Consider the following 19,319-nt stretch of genomic DNA (forward strand, 5'->3'; position numbering starts at 1 on the left):
ATTTTGCCCCTCTGATTAGTATCTTTATATCGAACTCACGTTAAATACATTACACCTCCTCCTGGACAGAAGTACCTTCCGAAAGATCACCCGAAGTCCATTTCCACCACTCATGAAGCCGGATTTTCCCACCCTCAAGTATTCAGGGGTGGTGACAGGTACCTATCATCAACTGACCAGCAGCATTTACCTGATGGTACCGTATATCCAGAGAACCGTCCTCGTCAACCAGGGCAATAAGATGGCCGTGCCTGATTTTACTGCCCGAATAAGTATAGGAATTACTTACCGACCGGAATTTTCTGTTGTTGTAGTTGATCATACCTGGCTAAGCAAATGCAAAGAATACAAGCCATACTAACAGGAGCAACGGCAGCAGGAATGGAATAGAAAACCGGATAATATAACCAAAGAACGATGGCATCTTGATACCGATCTGCTCTGCGATAGATTTCACCATAAAGTTAGGGCCGTTTCCTATGTATGTTAACGCTCCAAAAAACACCGCAGCTATTGAAATAGCCTTTAGGTCCATTACACTGTCATGGAAAGTGCCGCCTTGAGCAAACGCCACGACTTCACTGATCTTGTTAATATTTCCACCTTGTGAAGCCATGGCAGCAGTCAGGAAGTTGATATATGTAGGCGCATTATCCAAAAAGCCAGACAGTATGCCCGTGCCCCAATAGAGTGTGTTATGGTTGATCAGCTTTGCACCTTCGGGAGAAGCCGCAAAACCTCCTACCAGTTCTAACGCAGGCATCATAGTACCGAAAATTCCGATAAATATAAACGCGACTTCGCGAATAGGCTCAAAACTGAATTCATTCCCGGCAATGGCCCCTTTATTGGCAAACTTAAACGACAAAAATGCAACGGAGAACATGATGATCTCTCTTACAAATGAAAACTTCTGCCCATCGTAATGTATTGCAGGCACCCAGTCTAAAACGTTAGGGTCCAGGAATACAGAGCCTATGACCACGCCAAGCCATACAAAGTTTCTAAACCCAACAAGTTTGATTTTATTTGTAAACGTAGGTTCCTCATCAGAAAGACCGTAGTTTGAAGTATTGCGCCTGTCAAAGAAATAAAATGTTGCCAGCAACAGCGCCAGGGCAAATAGCCAGGGAAAAAGATTATGCTCCAATGTCCAGAAGAAAGGAACACCTTTTAAAAACCCCAGAAACAAAGGTGGATCTCCGATTGGTGTGAGTGAGCCCCCCACATTACTTACTATAAAGATGAAGAATATAATATGATAAGCTTTAATCCGGGTTTTATTCAACCTGATAAAAGGCCTGATCAATAGCATTGATGCCCCTGTGGTACCAATGAGATTAGAAATAATGGCCCCGGTAAGCAGGATAATTAAATTAGCAAGAGGGGTTGCCTTTTTATCCACATCAATCATAATACCTCCTGAGGCAATGTAAAGGGAAGCCAGCAGGGCTATGAACTGTACATACTCAGCTAAAGCATGCACCGGCCCGTGTACGTTATGTAGAGCAAAGAGATAATAAAGCACAACCATTACGGCCAATACAACCGCAATGATCGGATAGTTTTTATGCCAGAAATGTTCGTAAAACAATGGGCCGGTGGCAATCATCAACAACAACAGTACAAATGGAATTACTGTCCAGCCCGGGGGAGCATGGTGTGCCTCATCGGCTTCATGTTCTTCTTCCACCTGGTCGTGCGTCTCATCTTGTACAACTTCCTGCCTGTCTGCCTGGCCGGAATTTGAAGACTGTGCCCCGTATGAAGGCGATCCCATGAGAAATAAAATGCTGATGAATAAGATGGTATAGAGTGCTTTTTTCACGAAGACGTGCTTTTTTGTGCTAAAAATAACAGAAATATTCCTTCTTAGGCAATTTATCCCGTTGATTAAGGGTTCGCTGCCAAAGGTATACATATTGACTCAATTTCTACGACCGAGACATTGGCTATTTGAGTTTTTATTTCACCTGGTAAGTTTCTATTCGTTAATCTTTCAGCCATATCTGAAGTATCTTAAATCTTCCAGACTCACCTCAGATAACAAGCTTCACTGCCATGGTTTGAGCAGTGGCCCTCCCAGCAGAGAGTTGATCACCACTCCACTCGAGCGTCCTTCTCTGGATCGCTCCTTTCAAAATAATCTCAGGCTTTTTACCCTCAAACTTGATTTGAAGTCCTTCATAGACAATTTAGTGCGGCCCAAATCTACAAAAAAACTTGTTTTTCCTATTAGCGCAGAGGAGCGCTTCTCAATGACAGATAAAAAAAAGGGCATAGAATCACCCTTAAGACATTAATATTTTATATTCATATCCCAAAAATAAAGGACTAGACGATGTGGAACTCACAGCCCGAGCCTAGTCCGGTAGCTTCGTCACAATCCACAGGATTGGTTTCCGAGCAATGTGCCTCATCGCTCATAATTCCAATAGGCATGATGCTACGCCCGCCAACAACTGTTTTGGCACACGCCTGTGATACTGAAGTAACAAAGCTCTCTACTTTCAGAGTTTCAATATTTAGCTTTCTCCGACTCATAGTAACTGACCTTTTGTTACTATAAAAAATACGAAATTTAAGGGAGATTTCAAATGACTATCAAAGTACCCCCACAATTATCACGCATAGCCCCTGTTACACTAGAAAGGCAATTAACTTCAGACCTCAACCTAAGTACGCCCAGAAAGGCAAAAATAATGGCCTCTTTATAGCTGATGATCTCTGCTGAAGGTACTTCAACGACAATATTGGCGGGCAAATAAGCTTTCATACGTTCTATCAAATAGTTGTTAAAAGCTCCCCCTCCGGTGATTAACAGCCTCCCGGTCCGGCCCGTCTGGCTGATAAGTTGTGCTATTTGATAGCTGATATGTTCCACTATTGTATACATCAAGTCGACCACCGGGCTGCTGTTGCTTTCCAATAATGACAAAACTTCCGCCCTTACCCATTCATAACCTAAAGATTTAGGACCTGACAGGCTGTAATATTTTAATGCATTAAGTTCCCGAAGCAGATCAGGAATAAGTCGCCCACTGCGAGCCATATCACCGCCTGCATCATAAGGCATGCCTTCCTTAGCCGCCAAATAATTCAAAGGCATGTTACCTGGACAAATATCCAGCGCATAACGTACTCCACCGGATTCATATGAGATATTCACAATACCTCCCAGATTGAGACAGAAATCGTATTTATGAAAGAGTAATTGATCTCCGATAGGCACCAGCGGGGCGCCCTGACCACCCAACGCTACATCCAGCGACCGGAAATCAAAAACCACCGGTAGGCCCGTAACAGCAGCCAGTGTGCTTCCCTTACCGATCTGCAAAGTTATTCCCCTTTCCGGCTGGTGAAAGATCGTATGCCCATGAGAGGCTATCAGGTCTGGTGAAAGATCGTGCTTTCTAATAAAAGTATTAACTCCCTTGCCCATCCACAGCGCCAATTGCACGTCCAAAGCGGTTAATTCCAAGCCGGATAATTCCGTTCCCGATTGCAATTTTTCGTGAAGTTCCCGCTGATATTCGATAGTTTCAGCTTTTTGAAGTATAAACGACCATCTGCCATCTTCCCGTGTAAATTCACAATAAGCTATATCAAGTCCATCCAAAGACGTTCCCGACATTAGCCCTATTACTTTATAGTTGTCATTATTTTTCATAATTTTGCACCGTTCAAAAAGCTATAAGCACTAGTTAGTCCTCACAAAACCGGATGTCAAGTGGTGGCCCGCTGATTTCTAAACAATTAGAATACCCAGACAAAGACCAAAAATGAATTTAGCACTTGATTTCGGTAATACTTTTGCAAAAGCCGGCCTTTTTGAAGGTTCCATGCTGCAAAAGGTGATTACCGATGTTAAGTTAGATCATTTACCCGACATCGTTGGCACATATGCCCCGGATAACATAATCATAAGCTCTGTGAGTGTCAAACCTTCAGATATTGTCAGTCGTTTAGGTGGTGAAGGCGCTTTGATCCTGAGACACGATATTCCATTGCCATTCAAAATAGCATACAAAACTCCCGATACCCTGGGATTGGACCGGATAGCGGCTGTAGCTGGAGCCCAGGAAATGCTTCCCGGAGCTAATTGCCTGGTAATAGATACCGGCACATGTTTTACTTATGATCTCCTCGATAGCCAGGGTATTTATCATGGTGGCGGTATTTCCCCGGGTATAAAAATGAGATTCCAGGCCCTGCATACTTTTACAGCCAATCTGCCGTTGATAAACTTTGAAGAAGAAACACCCCTGATCGGGCAGTCCACAAAAGGCTCCATTTTGAGCGGTGTAGTAAACGGCACGATAGCCGAAATTACTGAAATAATTCGCCAGTATTGCGATAAATTTGCAGATTTGCAGATTATAATGTGCGGTGGGGACGCTAAATTCTTTGAAAACAGACTTAAAGCTAGCATATTTGCAGCCCCTGAATTGGTTCTTAGGGGTTTAAACCGGATTTTACTTTACAATGTGTAAGTACAAAAAAAATATTCTATTTACAATTGCCGTATGCTTCATCACTTTTTCTGCTTGGGGGCAGGCTGCCAAATCGCCATTTATGGCCAGGGGAATTGGCGACATCTATGATATGGGATTAGTCCATAATCAGGGGATGGGTGGTATCGGCATCAGCAACGGCAACTTTTGGTACCTCAATAACCTTAATCCCGCACTGTTACCCTACAATTCGCTCACTGTTTTTTCCGCTGGATTTATTGGCGAAAACCGCACCGTTGAAAATGCTGCCGCATCAGAAAGTAACGGTGGTGGAAACCTGAACTACCTCGCCACGGCTTTTCCCATCAAGCCGGGATGGTGGACTACCTCAATAGGTTTGATGCCCTATAGCAACGTGGATTATAAATTTAGTTATGTAGATCAGGTGCAGGGAGCTGATACGGAAGCAAGAATAACAGAAGCAGGCTCGGGAGGCTTTAATCAATTTTATTGGTCCAATGGTGTAGCGGTAAATAAATATCTATATGTAGGTTTAAAGGCCACATATTTATTCAGCTCCATTGAAACGGATTTTTCGAATCGATTATTGGATGGCAATGTTGCTACCAGTTTTTCTCCAACAAAGCGCGAAAGACTGAATGCATCCGATTTCCTTTTCACAGCAGGTATTGCTCTGAACAAAGATTCTATCTTTAACAATAGGATCCATTTGAAAGTAGGCCTAACTTATGATTTTAAATCAGATATTAATGCTAAGCTATTTGAGACCTGGGGGCTTGAGGTATTGGATCAGCGCGTGTTCCTGGATACATTAAGAGATGACTCCCGTGGCAATATTACCATACCTCAGGCTATAGGCGCAGGCATTTCGTTAAACAACGGATTAAAATGGAGCGCAGGTATCGATGTCAGAATGCAGCAATGGACCGATTATAAGGATTTTGATGGCAATAGTGATGATTTTTTAGGAAATTCATTCAAAATAGCGCTGGGGGGTGAGTTTGCTCCTGATCCCGGCTCTGTGAGCAGCTATCTCAAAAGGGTCACCTATAGAATGGGTTTTTCTTATGAAGAGACCCCTTATGTGATCAACGGTAAGCAAGTTAAAGACTTTGGCATTAATTTTGGCTGGTCTTTACCAGTGGGTCGTTTTTCCAGTCTTGATATGGCTTTCAAATATGGAAGACGAGGAAATGTGGATGATAACCTGATCGCTGAGAGTTACTACAAGGCGTACCTCGGCATCAACTTCAACGACCAATGGTTTATTAAGAGAAAATATGATTAAGTAATTTAATATAGTTATGAACAGTAAAATGATGAAACGCATCTTATTATTAGGAGCTATCGCATTGATGCCCTTTTTTGCACAGGCACAATGTGAAGGTTGGAACTGGCCGGAAGACAGATCTTCGGCTGAAGAGAAAAACGTTCTTTATACAGATGCCCTAAGAAACGGAGACTTTCAGGCTGCAAAAGCCCCTCATCTGTGGTTGCTGAAAAATGCACCATCATTAAATACCTCCATTTATATCAATGGCGAGAAAATATACAAGGGCCTGATCGAGGAAACAAAAGATGAAGAAAAACAACAGGTTTATATCGACTCTCTAATGTTGATCTATGATATGAGAATTGCAAATTGTAACGAGAAGGCCGATGTTATGGCGCGTAAGGCTTATTCTGCATATCGATATAACGTGAAGAAAAAGAATGAACTGCAAAACGTATTGAAGCTGTTTGATGAGGCATATTCACTTAATGGCGATAATGTAGACTATTATATGCATGTTCCCTACATGAGTGTGGTGGTTTACAACAAAAAATATCTTGACAACCTTTCTGATACTGAGATCCTTGAGAGGTATGACAAGATCATGGAAGTGATCGATCACAATATTAACCAGGGCGGCAAATACGCTGACAAGCTATCTGATTATAAAGGAACAATCGATGGTTTATTGGTAAGCGTGGTGGACGTGAACTGTGATTTCGTTAGAACAAACCTTGCTCCCAAATTTGAGAAAAATCCTAATGACCTGAAACTGGCTAAAAAGATCTTTGCCTTTATGCTTAATGGCAAATGTACTGATGATCCTTTATGGCTTGAGGCCGGGAAAGTGATCCAGGACCAGGAACCAAGCTATGGATTGGCTAAAAACCTGGGGCTGAAGTTTAAAGGCAGTGGAGAAAACGAAAGAGCTGAAAAATACTTCAACAGCGCTCTTGAACTTACGGAAGATCCTGCTCAAAAAGCTGAGATGTACATCATGCTAGGTTCTATGAAAAGTGGCGCTGCGGCCAGAGATATGTATAGAAAAGCACTTTCTGTAGATCCTGCCAACAAAGATGCTTATTCTGCGATTGGAAACCTGTACTTTAACAGCTTCAACCAGTGTAAGGAAGAAAAAGATATTGTAAAGGACAGAGCGGTATTCCTGGCAGCTTACGATATGTTTGAGAGAGCTGGTAATACAAGAGGAATGCAGTCTGCACAAGAGCAATTTCCTTCGAAAGAAGAGATCTTCTCATACGATTATACTAAAGGAGATAAGTTAACTGTCAACTGCTGGATCAATGAGACTACCACTATCAGAAGTAGAGATTGAGAACCGGTAAAAAAAATAAAAGGCCGTAGAGAAATATTCTCTGTGGCCTTTTTTACTTCATGAAAAAACCATTCTTTATAATATTTTTGTTACTTACATTCGCTTCCTGCGATAAAAGTGATCATGTCCCCAAAGACCTCCAGCCATATACAGGGCCATTGCGTGAGGCTGAAAATATAGAACTATACTACAGCGAATCGGCTACTGTGAAGGTAAAACTAACCGCTAAGAAGATGCTGGAGTTCGCCAACGGCAACCAGGAATTCCCTGAGGGACTGTATATGGAATTTTTCAATGAAGCCGGCAAGATGACCTCCACCCTGAGGGCTAATGAAGCCATTTATACCAAAGAACAAGATGTATGGAGAGGACGCGGAGATGTAGAGATAAAAAGCATTGAGAATAACCAACAGCTTAATACAGAAGAGCTTTTTTGGAAACCCGACCAGGAAAGAATGTATACAGATAAATTCGTTACTATCAAATTACCTGATCAGGTGCTGTACGGGCGTGGACTTACCGCAAAGCAAGACTTCTCCTCATATGAAATAACGGAGCCGGAAGGTATATTTTACCTGGAAGATGAATAAATTAGTTCCTACCCTCATATTGTCAGCATGCGTTGCCCTTTTTGTAATTGGTATTCATCAGTTGATGACAGTGGGATTCGCCTTCTCGTATTGGATTTTTATGTTATGCGTGAGTCTCTTATTTTTATATAAACTTATAAAAGACAAAAAAGACAAATCCTGATAATGGACCTGACATTGGCTGTTCCTATACTTCTGACTTTATTATTTTCGGCTTTCTTTTCCGGCATAGAGATAGCTTTTGTCTCTGCCGACAGATTGCATATCGAGCTACAGGCCAAAAAGGGATTCAGAGTAGGCAAAATGCTCTCTACCTTCATCAACAACCCATCGAGGTTTATTGGCACTACACTCATTGGCAACACTATTGCTTTGGTGATCTATGGTGTTTTCATGGCAAAGTTGCTGGACCCTATTATCAGGGAATCCATCCCCGGGATGTTTTATAATGAGGTCACGGTTTTGATCGTTCAAACCATCTTATCTACTGTAATCGTATTATTAACCGCTGAATTTCTTCCAAAAAGCATCTTCCTGATCAATCCGAACTGGATGCTGACCATTTTAGCTATTCCTATGTTTATTATTTACTGGCTCATGGGGCCGGTAGTGTGGGCTGTGGTAGGAGCGTCAAAATTGATCATTACCAGGGTAATTGGACTGGAATACTCTGAAGACCGGCCTGCATTTGGTCTTACTGATCTCAACAACTACATTAAAAATACACTTGTTTCAGATGAGGATACCAATGTAGAGGTTGACACCAAAATATTTAATAACGCGCTCGAATTTAAAACTATACGGATCAGGGAGTGTATGATTCCCCGAACTGAAATAGTAGCTGTAGACATTGAAGATAATATCGAAGAGCTGAAAAAAGCCTTTATTGATAGTGGGCATTCCAAGATCATCGTTTACAAGGAATCCATAGATGATGTGATCGGCTACTGTCATTCATTAGAACTATTTAAAAAACCAAAGACCATTGCCGAGATCCTGACCCCCATCATCATTGTACCGGAAACCATGCTGGCCAATGAACTCATGATACAATTTATCAGCGAAAGAAAAAGCCTGGCGCTGGTGGTAGATGAATATGGAGGTACTTCGGGCATTGTGAGCATTGAAGATATCATCGAAGAAATATTTGGTGAGATACAGGATGAGCATGACGTAGAAGACTGGGTGGAGCAGAAGCTGGATAATCAGAACTATTTGCTCAGCGCCAGGCATGAAATTGACTACCTGAATGATAAATATGACTGGGGGCTGCCTACGGGAGACTACGAAACGCTTGGCGGACTGATACTTTCGGTGACAGAAGACCTGCCACAGGAAGGTGATATGGTAACGCTGTCGCCATTTACATTCACCATCCAGTCGACCAATGATATCCGTATAAATATTGTAAAACTAACCATAGAAAAAAAGGGCAGGGAAAATAAATAGACAGGCTACTTCTGATGTAGTTTGATTTTAGTAGGATACTGTTTAAATTTGCGCCTCTTTGAAAACTAAGCAACTGAGTAATTTAACATGGCATTAATCAACACTCTAAGGAATAAGATGGGTAAGGTAGTGGTGGCTTTCGTAGCCCTGGCTATTTTTGCTTTCATTCTGGCTGACCTGCTGGGAAGTGGATCAGGACTGTTCAACAACGATAACCAAGTAGGTGAAATAGCAGGCGAAGATATTTCTTTACAGGAATTTCAACGTGTGATACAGGAGCGTGAGAGCTTTTATGCACTGCAATATAACAGGCAGCCTTCTGAGAACGAAAGACCTACAATGAGGCAACAGGCCTGGGATCTGCTCATCACCAAATATGCCTTCAATAAACAATACGAGAAAGTGGGTATTGAAGTAACTGCTGACGAGGTATGGGATATAATGCAGGGCAAAAACCAGGATCCTACCGTTCGTGGTTTCTTTACCAATCCTGAAACAGGTGAATTTGACAGGCAGTTGTTTCTAGATTTCCTTAACAATTACGAAAATCAGGCGCCCATCTACCAAAACTACTGGTACATGATCAAAAGCAACCTGAAACCTGCAAGAGAAAGGCTGAAGTATGAAAACCTGCTGCTCAAAACCAGCTATGTAACTTCCGCTGAGGCTCAAAAAGAATACGCTGCTCAAAATGATGTTGCCGAAGTAAAATATTTATATGTTCCTTTCTATGCAGTGAGCGATTCAGCCGTTAGTGTCACAGACGGCCAGTTGGAAAAGTACTACAATGAAAACAAGGAAAAGTATAAAGTGGAACATACACGAGGTCTTAAGTATGTTACCTTCTCAATAGAACCATCAAAAGAAGATACTACTTTTGTGAAGGAGGAAATGATGGAGCTCAAGGAAGAATTTAAGACAGTAAACAATGACTCCATCTACGCTGGCACCCAAACTGAAAGTGATATTTTCTTCTCAAAATACCACACCGGCACGCTTCCCACCCAGTTGAAGGCCAATGAAGGCAACCTGAGTGAGGGTGACGTACGTGGTCCATATCTAGCCTCCGATGGATTTGTACTTTATAAAATATCAGAGATATTTGAAGATACAGTTGCATATGCAAAAGCAAGCCATATTCTTATCAAAGGAGAAGACGAAGAAGCAAGGAAGGAGGCCAGAAGGATCCTAAACGAAATAAAGCAAGGCGCGAGCTTTGCTGCCATGGCAAGACAGCACGGTACTGACGGCACCGCTTCACGAGGGGGTGACCTGGGATGGTTCGAATCAGGAAGAATGGTAGCAGAATTTGAAAATGCAGTATTCAATGCTAAGGAGCCGGGTCTTTTAAATGATGTGGTAAAAACTGACTTCGGATATCATATCATCAAAGTGGATGAGCCAAAAACCAATACCGCTTATAAGATAGCTACTATCAAAAGAAGCATAATCTCAAGCGATGAAACCAGAAATGATGCTTTCAGAAAAGCGGATCTTTTCGCTTCTAACAGCAGCAGCATTGAATCATTCGAGGATAATGCCAAAAATGACTCTATAACTATTATCCCTGTTGAAAGAGTAAAGAAAAATGACCGCAGAATAGCTACTCTAAGCGATGCCCGTACTGTTGTACAGTGGCTATTCAGAGATGCTTCAAAAGGTGATGTGTCAGAGGTTTTTGAGTTGGATAATCAATATGTGGTGGCAGTTATGACAGGCGAAATTAAAGAAGGACACCAGAGCCTGAAAGCGGTAAAAAATGAGATCACTGCTAAAGTAAAGAATGAACTAAAAGGGGAGCAGATCATTAACAAGTTAAAAGGACTTTCCGGCTCTTTAGAAGAAATAGCAGCAGCATATGGCGATGATGCCAATATCTACACTTCCAGTGATTTGAAATTGAATTCAAACTCTTTGCCTAATGTAGGTTATGATCCTAAGGCCGTGGGAAAGGCATTTTCTCTTAAAAGTGGAGAAAAAACGCAACCTTTTTCTTCAGAAAACGGTGTACTGATTATAGAGATGCAAAATAAAACTGCCTCACCTGAAATAGCTGACTACTCGGCTTATAAAAACCAGTTGCAGCAGAATTTGCAAAACAGGATCAGCTTCAGCATAACCGAAGCTATTAAGGAGTACGCTGAGATCGAAGATGAACGCTATAAGTTCTATTGATCTTCATAAAAGATAATATGATCAAAAGCGGAGAACTTTGAGCTCCGCTTTTGTTATTTAAAAGGAAATGTGGATAACAAAATATTGGAAGCCATGGAAGGTAGCTCGATAGATTCATTTAAAGAAAAGCTTGACAAAGAGTACGATTGGCCTTCTTTATATACATTTAAGTTTATTGTTCCGAAAGGAAAGGAGGACGAGATCAAGCAGCTTTTCAGCAATCATATGACCAGGGAAAAGTTCTCCAGCAATGGCAACTACGTAAGTATTACTGCAGAAGTTATGATCCAATCAAGTGACAAAGTAGTGGAATACTACCTGGAGGCCAATAAGGTAGAAGGCGTCATTGCCCTGTAACATTCCTCCCTAAAACATGCTAATCTGGTGACCTTCAAAACAACTTCCATATTATTGTTAGCAACTGTGACCCTCTTACTTTCGTGCAATAAGCAGGAAGGTAAAGAGAAAGCGGATACTTCGGTAGATATTGATACTACAGCATTATCCATGGAAGGAGAAGCTGACAATTTTGATATTCAGGGCTTTCAGAACCTGGTGGAAACCTATGAGGACCCGGAGCGTAGCGAATGGCAGAACCCGCAATTAGTGGTTGAAAAGCTAAATGACCTCCGCGGAAAGGTGGTGGCCGACATTGGTGCCGGAACAGGCTACTTCACCTTCAGAATGGCTGAAAAAGGCGCCCGGGTAATTGCAATTGATATCGATGAACGCTTTTTAAACTACATTGAAGAGCGAAGGACGGAACTGTTGCACATCATTCCGGAAAATGCCGTAGAGACTCGTTTATCACTAGAAGATGATCCGCTTTTGAATAAAAACGAAGTGGATGCAGCCCTGCTGGTAAACACCTATCATTTTCTGGATAACCGTGTTAACTACTTAGACAAAGTAAAGAAAGGTCTAAAACCTGGAGGACAACTGGTGATTGTAGATTACAAAGCAGGGGCAATGCCCGTTGGCCCCCCGGAAGAAGTGAAAATCTCCCCTGATGAGGCTACAAATGAGCTGTTGCGGGCAGGGTTTGAAAACATTGAAGTAGATGAGTCAGGCCTTCAGTTTCAATATATAATATCAGGAACAAAAAAATAACAGTTATGTGGAAAGAGGAAGATAATAAACTAAAGAAAACCTTTGAATTCAAAGATTTTAAAGAAGCTTTTGGCTTTATGACCAAGGTGGCCATAGTAGCTGAAAAAATGAACCACCACCCCAACTGGTCTAATGTATATAACCAAGTGAGCTTTGAGCTAAACACCCATGACGCTGGTGACAAAGTGACAGAAAAAGATCACTCATTAGCCAGAGAAATTGATAAATTGTTATAAATCAGGTCGTTTAGCGGAGCTTCGATGGATGGTGCCCGGTTTCATATATTGCTATGCGATATGAAGCTTGTTTCGTGTACCAAAACTTCTATATTTGTCTCGCTAAGGCTACATGACACAGTGAATCCCTGATGAACTGTTTTTGCAGGTACTATGGCCGCTTTAAGTTTCTTATTTTAGCATCATAACTATTTTCATTTGGAACAAGCAACCCAATTGTATCTTGTGCCTACCCCAATAGGTAACTTAGAAGACATTACCATTCGGGCCATCAACGTACTCAAATCTGTAGACGTAATACTTGCCGAAGATACCAGGACTTCAGGAAAGCTCTTAAAGCGATATGAAATTTCCAGGCCTTTACAGAGCTATCATATTTTTAATGAGCATAAGGCGGTAACCCAACTCGTAGAAAGAATGAAAGCAGGGGAGACCATGGCCCTGATCTCAGATGCGGGCACCCCTTCTATTTCAGACCCTGGGTTTTTATTGGTAAGGGAATGTTTGAAGGCTGATGTTAAAATGGAATGCCTTCCTGGCGCTACGGCTTTTGTTCCCGCACTGGTAAAATCCGGATTACCATCAGATAAATTTGTCTTTGAAGGGTTCCTGCCTCATAAAAAGGGTCGTAAAACACGACTTGAGTTTTTAGCACAGGAAGAGCGAACCATCATACTATATGAATCGCCACACCGGCTGGTAAAAGCGCTGGATCAGTTTATTGAACATTTTGGGGAAGACAGGCAGGCCTCGGTATCTCGTGAACTGACGAAACTGCATGAAGAAACGGTCAATGGCAGTTTGAAAGATATTAAAACATATTTCGAAAAAGGACAGGTAAAAGGAGAAATAGTTGTAGTGATCGATGGGAAAAAATAAAACAAGAGACTTGATACTCATGGCCACAGCTATCATCTTTCTTTCTTTAGGAAAATTGATAGCCGCCATGCCATTTTTGACATTTCTGGGTCTGGCACCGCTTTTTACATTGTTTTATAATAGACAAAAAGAGGCCTCAGCAAAATTATCTCTTTACGTCAAAATTTTTATCGTTCTTGCAACCACATTCCTGCTTTGGAACGCAGCTTATTCTAATGAAAATCTGATCTCCCATATCCAGCCTGTTTTCCATGCTATTATTATGCTACTTCCCTTTGCTATTTATGGTTTCACTAATAAATACGCACGCAACCGGCTGGGATTCTTCACAATCCCTATATATTGGCTGGCCCTGGAATATTTGCTTCTTCAGTTCCAACCGGTATTTGCCGGATTTTTTCTAGGCAGTGTTTTTAGCGATCACCCTGAGCTTATCTCATGGAATATTTACACAGGATTTTTGGGCGTAAGCTTATGGATACTGATCATTAATATACTGCTATTTTACTGCGTATTTAAAGATAATGCTCTTTTTAATGGGAACATCCGATGGGCTGGTCTTATTGCAGCTATTATTGTTACCTGTGTGCCATTCTTTTTGGCCACAGACGCTATAGCAATAACACACAAAGACCTGGTATCAGGTGGAAGCGCCTTAGAAAAACAGGCATATGGCAGCAGTGAGTTTATCGGGAAAACAGCCGTCTGGATTTCTGTGTTACTACTATTGTATAGTTTTGTAAAGAGAGAAGTAAGAACTAATGAGAGACCTTGATCCCGTACTTAAATCCGTAAAAACACTCACTCAGGAGGTGGGCGATTTTATCAGATCGGAAAGTAAAAATTTTAAAACCTCAGATATTGAACATAAAGGTTTCAACGATCTGGTTTCCTATGTAGACAAAGAAGCGGAGAGAAAACTGGTTGACGGCTGCCGCCAAATAGTGCCAGAGGCAGGTTTTATTACTGAGGAAGGGACTGCATCAACGCAACAGGGAGAATATAATTGGATAATCGACCCGCTTGATGGCACAACAAACTTCACTCACGGGCTCCCTGTATATGCCATCAGTCTTGCTTTGACATTTCATAATCATGTTGTGCTGGGTGTAATTTATGAGATAAATCGCGATGAATGCTTTTACGCTACTAAAGGCGGCTCAGCATATTGCAATGGAGAACTCATAAAGGTATCTGAAGTAAATGAGCTTGGCAACAGCCTCTTGGCAACAGGCTTTCCCTACCATGACTTTGGCAAAATGTCTACCTATCTCAACATCCTTGATAGTTTTATGCAACAGACACATGGTCTCAGGCGCCTGGGAAGCGCTGCTGTAGACCTGGCCTACACAGCCTGTGGTAGATTTGAAGGTTTTTTTGAGTACAACCTCAAGCCCTGGGATGTTGCCGCTGGCATTATTATAGTACAGGAAGCGGGTGGCTTTGTTACCGATTTCAGCGGAGGAAACAACTTCTTGTTTGGCGGGGAAATAGTAGCCGCTGGTAATGTCCATAAAGATATGTTAAAAGTTATCAATGGATTGTGGAACGGAAACCCTGATCAGGTCGCGGTAGGCAAAAGCAGCAGGCAGTAATGAGTCTTGAGTGGGTGAAGTAATCAGTGATCGGTAACCGGTGATGTTCAGTTCATCGGGTCATTGTTTGCTCAGAGCAAGTCTCATCACATGAATGTTAAAAAGACAGGGAGTCCGAAGTAAGAGAAAACTGAGAACTGAGAACGGTGAACTATAAACTGTCACCGGATATATTCGACCACATCCTCCAAGCCCAGGCTTCTTGAAGCCTTGACCAAAATAACAGCATCTTTAAACTTAACAGTTTTAAGTGCTTCGATCAGCTCCACTTTGGTTGGGAAATAGTGCGCTCTGCTCAAATGCTTCTCTGCGGGCTGTATCAATTCTCCACACAAATAAATGTCCGTCAGATGTTTACCCGAAAGTTCAGCACCCAGCTTCTCATGTTCGGAAGCACTTTCCGGCCCCAGTTCTTTCATATCCCCGAGGATCACTATCTTATGTCTGGCCTCCATCTGTGCCAGGTTCTCTATCGCTAAAGCCATCGAGCTTGGGTTGGCATTATACGCATCGAGGATCACCATATTACTCCCCTTTCTGATAATCTGGGAGCGGTTATTTTGTGGAGTATATTCAGCTACCGCCTGGTTAGCCTCATCTTCAGGTACATTAAAAAACTTGCCGATGCATAGGGCCACAGCTATATTTTCGAAATTGTACTTCCCAATTAACTGAGTTGTAATGTGCTCCCCATTTTCAGCCTCTACCTCCACAAACGGGGAAGCTTTCAAAAATTCACAGTGGTAATAATCTCCCTTTGCCGGGTAAAAAAGAGGATTGGCAAAGCGCTTGGCCATGTTATTCAGCACTTCGTTTTGCGAGTTGATCCAAACCACACCTGAAGTTCTGATCAGGTGATGATAAAGCTCGCTCTTGGCCCTGATTACACCTTCATACCCTCCAAAGCCCTCCAGATGAGCTTTGCCAATATTGGTGATCAGTCCATGTGTGGGGTTGGCAATCTCGCACAATTGTTGTATTTCCCCAACATGATTAGCCCCCATTTCTACTATGGCCATATCATGATCATCCTCAAGTATGGACAGGACTGTCAACGGCACGCCAATATGATTATTAAGATTGCCTTTGGTGGCTAACACATTATATTTTCTGCTCAAAACAGCATTTATCAGCTCCTTTGTGGTGGTCTTACCATTGGAGCCCGTAAGGCCTATAACAGGAATATTTAGCTGATCGCGATGATGACGTGCAAGTTCTTGCAGAGTTTTCAACACATTATCAACCAAAATATAGCGTTCATCTTCCCTATACCTCGCATCATCAATAACTGCAAATGAGGCTCCTTTAGCCAGGGCTTCAGACGCAAACTCATTAGCATTGAATTTAGGCCCTTTTAATGCAAAAAATATAGATCCGTGATCAATCTGCCGAGTATCAGTGTTAATTTTCCTGCACTTTAGGTAATGCTGATATAAATTTGCGATCATAATGCCTCGTTTAGTGCTAAGATATATTAATTTTTAATTTTATTAACCCCTGTCAAAACTTCTTCGTAAACAATAGCGTTGGCTGTTTAAATCCCGATACATGAGAAATTTACTGCTCCTGATCTGTTCGTTATTTTTTTCTACAGCTCAGGCTCAATTTGCTTATCAGGTAGATCAAACCATACCGGTCAGTATATCTAATATTACATTGGCAAATCCCTGGGCCGGAGGATTAAATGCTGCTCAGTATAACACCATGGATCTGAATGGAGATGGTAAAGAAGACATTGTGGTTTTCGACAGAACAGGTCATAAAGTATATACCTTTTTGCAAACAGCGGGTGGTGAGTATACATTTGCCCCTAAGTATGCACAACTCTTCCCTGACGATCTGAAGGGGTGGATGTTATTGCGTGACTACAATTGTGATGGCAAAAAGGATATTTTCACCAGCCATTCCTTTGGTATACGGGTGTTTATCAATACAACAGTAGCCGGAGAAGACCTCAGTTGGACTCCTTATGTTACCGGTAAGGATAATAGTGGCAATGATCAGTACTTCCTGAAAACCCGCGGGTTCACCTCTGATATCAACATGCAGATGAACCTTTCCGACATACCCGCTATTGTAGATGTAGATGGTGATTCGGACCTTGATATACTCTTTTTCAGGCCAAGCGGAGCTTCTACCATAGAATTCCATAAAAATCTAAATATAGAGAGAACGGGCACATGTGATTCGCTACAATATGAACGGGTTACCCAGGCTTGGGGCAACTTTGAAGAGTGCGAATGTGGTAGCTTTGCCTTCAACGGCACAGGTTGTGGCTCTTCCGGCGGGAGGCAACAACACCAATCAGGGAAAGCGCTGCTACTCTTGGATATGGATGGTGACGGGGATAAAGACGCAGTGGTTTCAGAAGAGTCATGCCCTTACCTTTTTTACCTTGAAAACGGAGGAGACAAAGACAATGAACTGGTAACCGGTGCCAGCAACATTTTTCCTAATGCTACCGACCCGGTGTATATGTATCTTTTCCCTGCTGCATACTATGAGGATGTGGATTTTGATGGCATTGAGGATATTATCGTTTCACCCAACATAAGCAGTAATATATCCGGATCAGTGAATTTTCAGGCCTCCAACTGGCTCTATAAAAATACCGGCACAGCACAACAACCTGAGTTTACCCAGGTGAAGAAAAACTTTCTGCAGGACCAAATGATAGACCTGGGGGAAAATGCTGCTCCTGCATTTGGTGATTATGACAACGATGGTGATCTGGATATGCTGGTAGGAAGCTATTTAAACCTTGATAATCCTGGTTTTTTCTCTTCGATCAGGCTCTTTAAAAATACAGGCTCTGCCAGTAATCCCTATTTTGTTCTGGAGAACGAAGATTATCTTAATCTTGCCGGCCGGAACTTGTTCAACATCAGGCCTAAGCTAAAAGATATTAATGCGGATAATTTGGTTGACCTGGTTTTTAGTGCAACCAGCCTGACCAACTTCTCTACAAACATCTATTATATTATCAATCAAAGTAATGGTGCCTTTGATTTCAGCTCACCATCAGAGATCTTGTTTAGCAACATAGGCGCAGACGAAAACTTTGAAATATTTGACATTAATTCAGATGGGCTGGTTGACCTATTGGTCGGAAAATCTACAGGTAAGGTGGAATATTGGGTCAATATTGGTCAAAATAATGCCCCTACATTTGCTTTAGAGGATGAAAGCTTTTATAACTTTGATTTCAGCACCTCAAGATACAATACAGCTATAGCTATAGCTGACCTCAATGCTGATGGCAGGGAAGACTTGATTGCTGGCGATGAAAGAGGCAGCCTTACGATTTATAGCGACTTTCGCGGCAATCTTGACAATCCACAGGAAGGGATAACAGAGTTTATAAAACCTCTTGCCGGTGACGAACTAAGCGCATATACATTCGGGAGCAAACTGTACCCGGTTGTTGCCAACTTATTCGGGGAGGACAAGCCCGCTATTATCATTGGTTCAGGCCAGGGCGGAATACAGGTTATCCGCAATAGCGAAAGCACTTCCGGACGTGTCAATCAGTTTACTATAGACATTTTTCCTAACCCTATCATTAAATCAACCGGCAGGTCACTTACTGTGCAATCTAAAATAGCCGGAAATGCAACTATCATCACCATTTTAGGTCAGCGCGTCACGGATAACTTCTTTTTACCTGCCAATATACCGCTCAAAATACCGGTTGACCAACTGTCGTCAGGCATTTATATGGTAATATTGAATGTGGGGGGCAAAGAGGTGATCGGACAAAGGTTCATTGTCGTTGAATAACCGTGCGACTATTTCTCTATATCCATATCACCAAAGAAAAATTTCACTTTAGCAGCGACCTGCCGGTGCTTATAAGGTCACTTGCTCCTGATGTCACTTTTTTTGATGTCGACAACTATTCGGATAATGTAACCGTGGACACAGCATTAAAAGCGATCAGGGAGTCAACAAAAACTTTCATTTTTATTGAAGCCGAACCAGGGCCTGAGCCGGGCAAGCTGCTCCACCTCATAAGCAAGATCACCAAGCTGAAATGTCCCGTTGTCATATTTTACCAGGGAGCACATGAAATGCTCGATAAACTGATGATCACATTAAAACGTAAAACGGCAGTTAGCGAAAAGGAAAATCTGGCCGAGGCGGTACGGCATTTTTTCTAAATAATGCCCCTAAGAAAACTCTAAGTGGCTTTAAGAAAACG

20 protein-coding genes are annotated in these 19,319 nt (G+C 42.0%); 15 read left to right on the forward strand and 5 right to left on the reverse strand.

Annotated elements, in window-relative coordinates:
• Nucleotides 1–49 precede the first annotated feature (49 nt).
• Nucleotides 50–142, reverse strand: coding sequence for an avidin-fold protein (locus tag C900_RS31105; protein WP_483788251.1), 93 nt, complete (start codon nt 140–142; stop codon nt 50–52).
• Here C900_RS31105 and C900_RS30950 point away from each other — a divergent pair.
• Entirely contained in the window at nt 113–361 is a 249-nt protein-coding gene (locus C900_RS30950; RefSeq protein ID WP_051052801.1) for a hypothetical protein, read from the forward strand. The genes C900_RS31105 and C900_RS30950 overlap by 30 nt on opposite strands.
• On the opposite strand, the gene C900_RS07655 is transcribed toward C900_RS30950, so the two are convergent.
• The 3 genes from C900_RS07655 to C900_RS07665 all read right to left on the reverse strand — a co-directional run bounded on the left by C900_RS07655 (nt 329) and on the right by C900_RS07665 (nt 3,670).
• A complete protein-coding gene (locus C900_RS07655) occupies nt 329–1,828 on the reverse strand; it encodes a sodium:proton antiporter (protein WP_040496135.1) in 1,500 nt (499 codons plus the stop codon). The two genes, C900_RS30950 and C900_RS07655, sit on opposite strands and share 33 nt — an antisense overlap.
• 506 nt (nt 1,829–2,334) lie before the next feature.
• Nucleotides 2,335–2,544, reverse strand: coding sequence for a pinensin family lanthipeptide (locus tag C900_RS07660; protein ID WP_009579159.1), 210 nt, complete (start codon nt 2,542–2,544; stop codon nt 2,335–2,337).
• Between the two features lie 49 nt (nt 2,545–2,593).
• The gene (locus C900_RS07665) at nt 2,594–3,670 is read right to left on the reverse strand and encodes an anhydro-N-acetylmuramic acid kinase (protein ID WP_009579160.1); all 1,077 of its coding nucleotides are present in this window, start codon (nt 3,668–3,670) and stop codon (nt 2,594–2,596) included.
• Nucleotides 3,671–3,782: 112 nt separating this feature from the next.
• On the opposite strand from C900_RS07665, the gene C900_RS07670 reads away from it, so the two are divergent.
• The 12 genes from C900_RS07670 to C900_RS07725 all read left to right on the forward strand — a co-directional run bounded on the left by C900_RS07670 (nt 3,783) and on the right by C900_RS07725 (nt 15,118).
• Nucleotides 3,783–4,493 (forward strand): type III pantothenate kinase, encoded by a 711-nt coding sequence (locus tag C900_RS07670; protein WP_009579161.1) that lies wholly within the window; start codon nt 3,783–3,785, stop codon nt 4,491–4,493.
• Nucleotides 4,486–5,763, forward strand: a complete 1,278-nt coding sequence (gene bamG, locus C900_RS07675) for a BamG family beta-barrel-assembly machinery protein (RefSeq protein WP_040496103.1) — start codon at nt 4,486–4,488, stop codon at nt 5,761–5,763. The genes C900_RS07670 and bamG overlap by 8 nt, the downstream gene beginning before the upstream one ends.
• A gap of 16 nt (nt 5,764–5,779) precedes the next feature.
• Nucleotides 5,780–7,084, forward strand: coding sequence for a tetratricopeptide repeat protein (locus tag C900_RS07680; protein ID WP_157493940.1), 1,305 nt, complete (start codon nt 5,780–5,782; stop codon nt 7,082–7,084).
• Nucleotides 7,085–7,143: 59 nt separating this feature from the next.
• Nucleotides 7,144–7,674, forward strand: a complete 531-nt coding sequence (gene lptC, locus C900_RS07685) for an LPS export ABC transporter periplasmic protein LptC (RefSeq protein WP_083867453.1) — start codon at nt 7,144–7,146, stop codon at nt 7,672–7,674.
• 165 nt (nt 7,675–7,839) lie between these two features.
• Complete coding sequence (locus C900_RS07690; protein ID WP_009579165.1) at nt 7,840–9,123, forward strand: hemolysin family protein; 1,284 nt, start codon at nt 7,840–7,842, stop codon at nt 9,121–9,123.
• An 87-nt stretch (nt 9,124–9,210) separates the two neighbouring features.
• On the forward strand, nt 9,211–11,298 hold the full coding sequence (locus C900_RS07695; protein WP_040496105.1) for a peptidylprolyl isomerase: 2,088 nt from the start codon (nt 9,211–9,213) through the stop codon (nt 11,296–11,298).
• Nucleotides 11,299–11,367: 69 nt separating this feature from the next.
• On the forward strand, nt 11,368–11,655 hold the full coding sequence (locus tag C900_RS07700) for a DUF493 family protein (protein ID WP_009579167.1): 288 nt from the start codon (nt 11,368–11,370) through the stop codon (nt 11,653–11,655).
• 27 nt (nt 11,656–11,682) lie between these two features.
• Entirely contained in the window at nt 11,683–12,408 is a 726-nt protein-coding gene (locus C900_RS07705; protein ID WP_157493941.1) for a class I SAM-dependent methyltransferase, read from the forward strand.
• A gap of 5 nt (nt 12,409–12,413) precedes the next feature.
• Nucleotides 12,414–12,644: a 4a-hydroxytetrahydrobiopterin dehydratase gene (locus C900_RS07710; protein WP_009579169.1), complete on the forward strand. Its 231-nt coding sequence runs from the start codon at nt 12,414–12,416 to the stop codon at nt 12,642–12,644.
• A 198-nt stretch (nt 12,645–12,842) separates the two neighbouring features.
• The gene (rsmI, locus tag C900_RS07715; protein ID WP_040496107.1) at nt 12,843–13,523 is read left to right on the forward strand and encodes a 16S rRNA (cytidine(1402)-2'-O)-methyltransferase; all 681 of its coding nucleotides are present in this window, start codon (nt 12,843–12,845) and stop codon (nt 13,521–13,523) included.
• Nucleotides 13,510–14,298, forward strand: a complete 789-nt coding sequence (locus tag C900_RS07720) for a hypothetical protein (RefSeq protein WP_040496109.1) — start codon at nt 13,510–13,512, stop codon at nt 14,296–14,298. Before rsmI ends, C900_RS07720 begins: the two co-directional genes overlap by 14 nt.
• Entirely contained in the window at nt 14,285–15,118 is an 834-nt protein-coding gene (locus C900_RS07725) for an inositol monophosphatase family protein (protein WP_009579172.1), read from the forward strand. The genes C900_RS07720 and C900_RS07725 overlap by 14 nt, the downstream gene beginning before the upstream one ends.
• Nucleotides 15,119–15,279: 161 nt before the next feature.
• On the opposite strand, the gene C900_RS07730 is transcribed toward C900_RS07725, so the two are convergent.
• Entirely contained in the window at nt 15,280–16,566 is a 1,287-nt protein-coding gene (locus tag C900_RS07730) for a UDP-N-acetylmuramoyl-tripeptide--D-alanyl-D-alanine ligase (RefSeq protein ID WP_009579173.1), read from the reverse strand.
• A gap of 100 nt (nt 16,567–16,666) precedes the next feature.
• Here C900_RS07730 and C900_RS07735 point away from each other — a divergent pair, with 100 nt between their 5' ends.
• Nucleotides 16,667–18,898 carry a T9SS type A sorting domain-containing protein gene (locus C900_RS07735; RefSeq protein WP_009579174.1) on the forward strand — a complete coding sequence of 744 codons (2,232 nt, stop codon included), beginning with the start codon at nt 16,667–16,669 and terminating at the stop codon, nt 18,896–18,898.
• 2 nt (nt 18,899–18,900) lie between these two features.
• Nucleotides 18,901–19,278, forward strand: coding sequence for a hypothetical protein (locus tag C900_RS07740; protein WP_009579175.1), 378 nt, complete (start codon nt 18,901–18,903; stop codon nt 19,276–19,278).
• Nucleotides 19,279–19,319 lie beyond the last annotated feature (41 nt).

It is taken from the genome of Fulvivirga imtechensis AK7, assembly GCF_000331535.1.
GTDB lineage: Bacteria > Bacteroidota > Bacteroidia > Cytophagales > Cyclobacteriaceae > Fulvivirga > Fulvivirga imtechensis.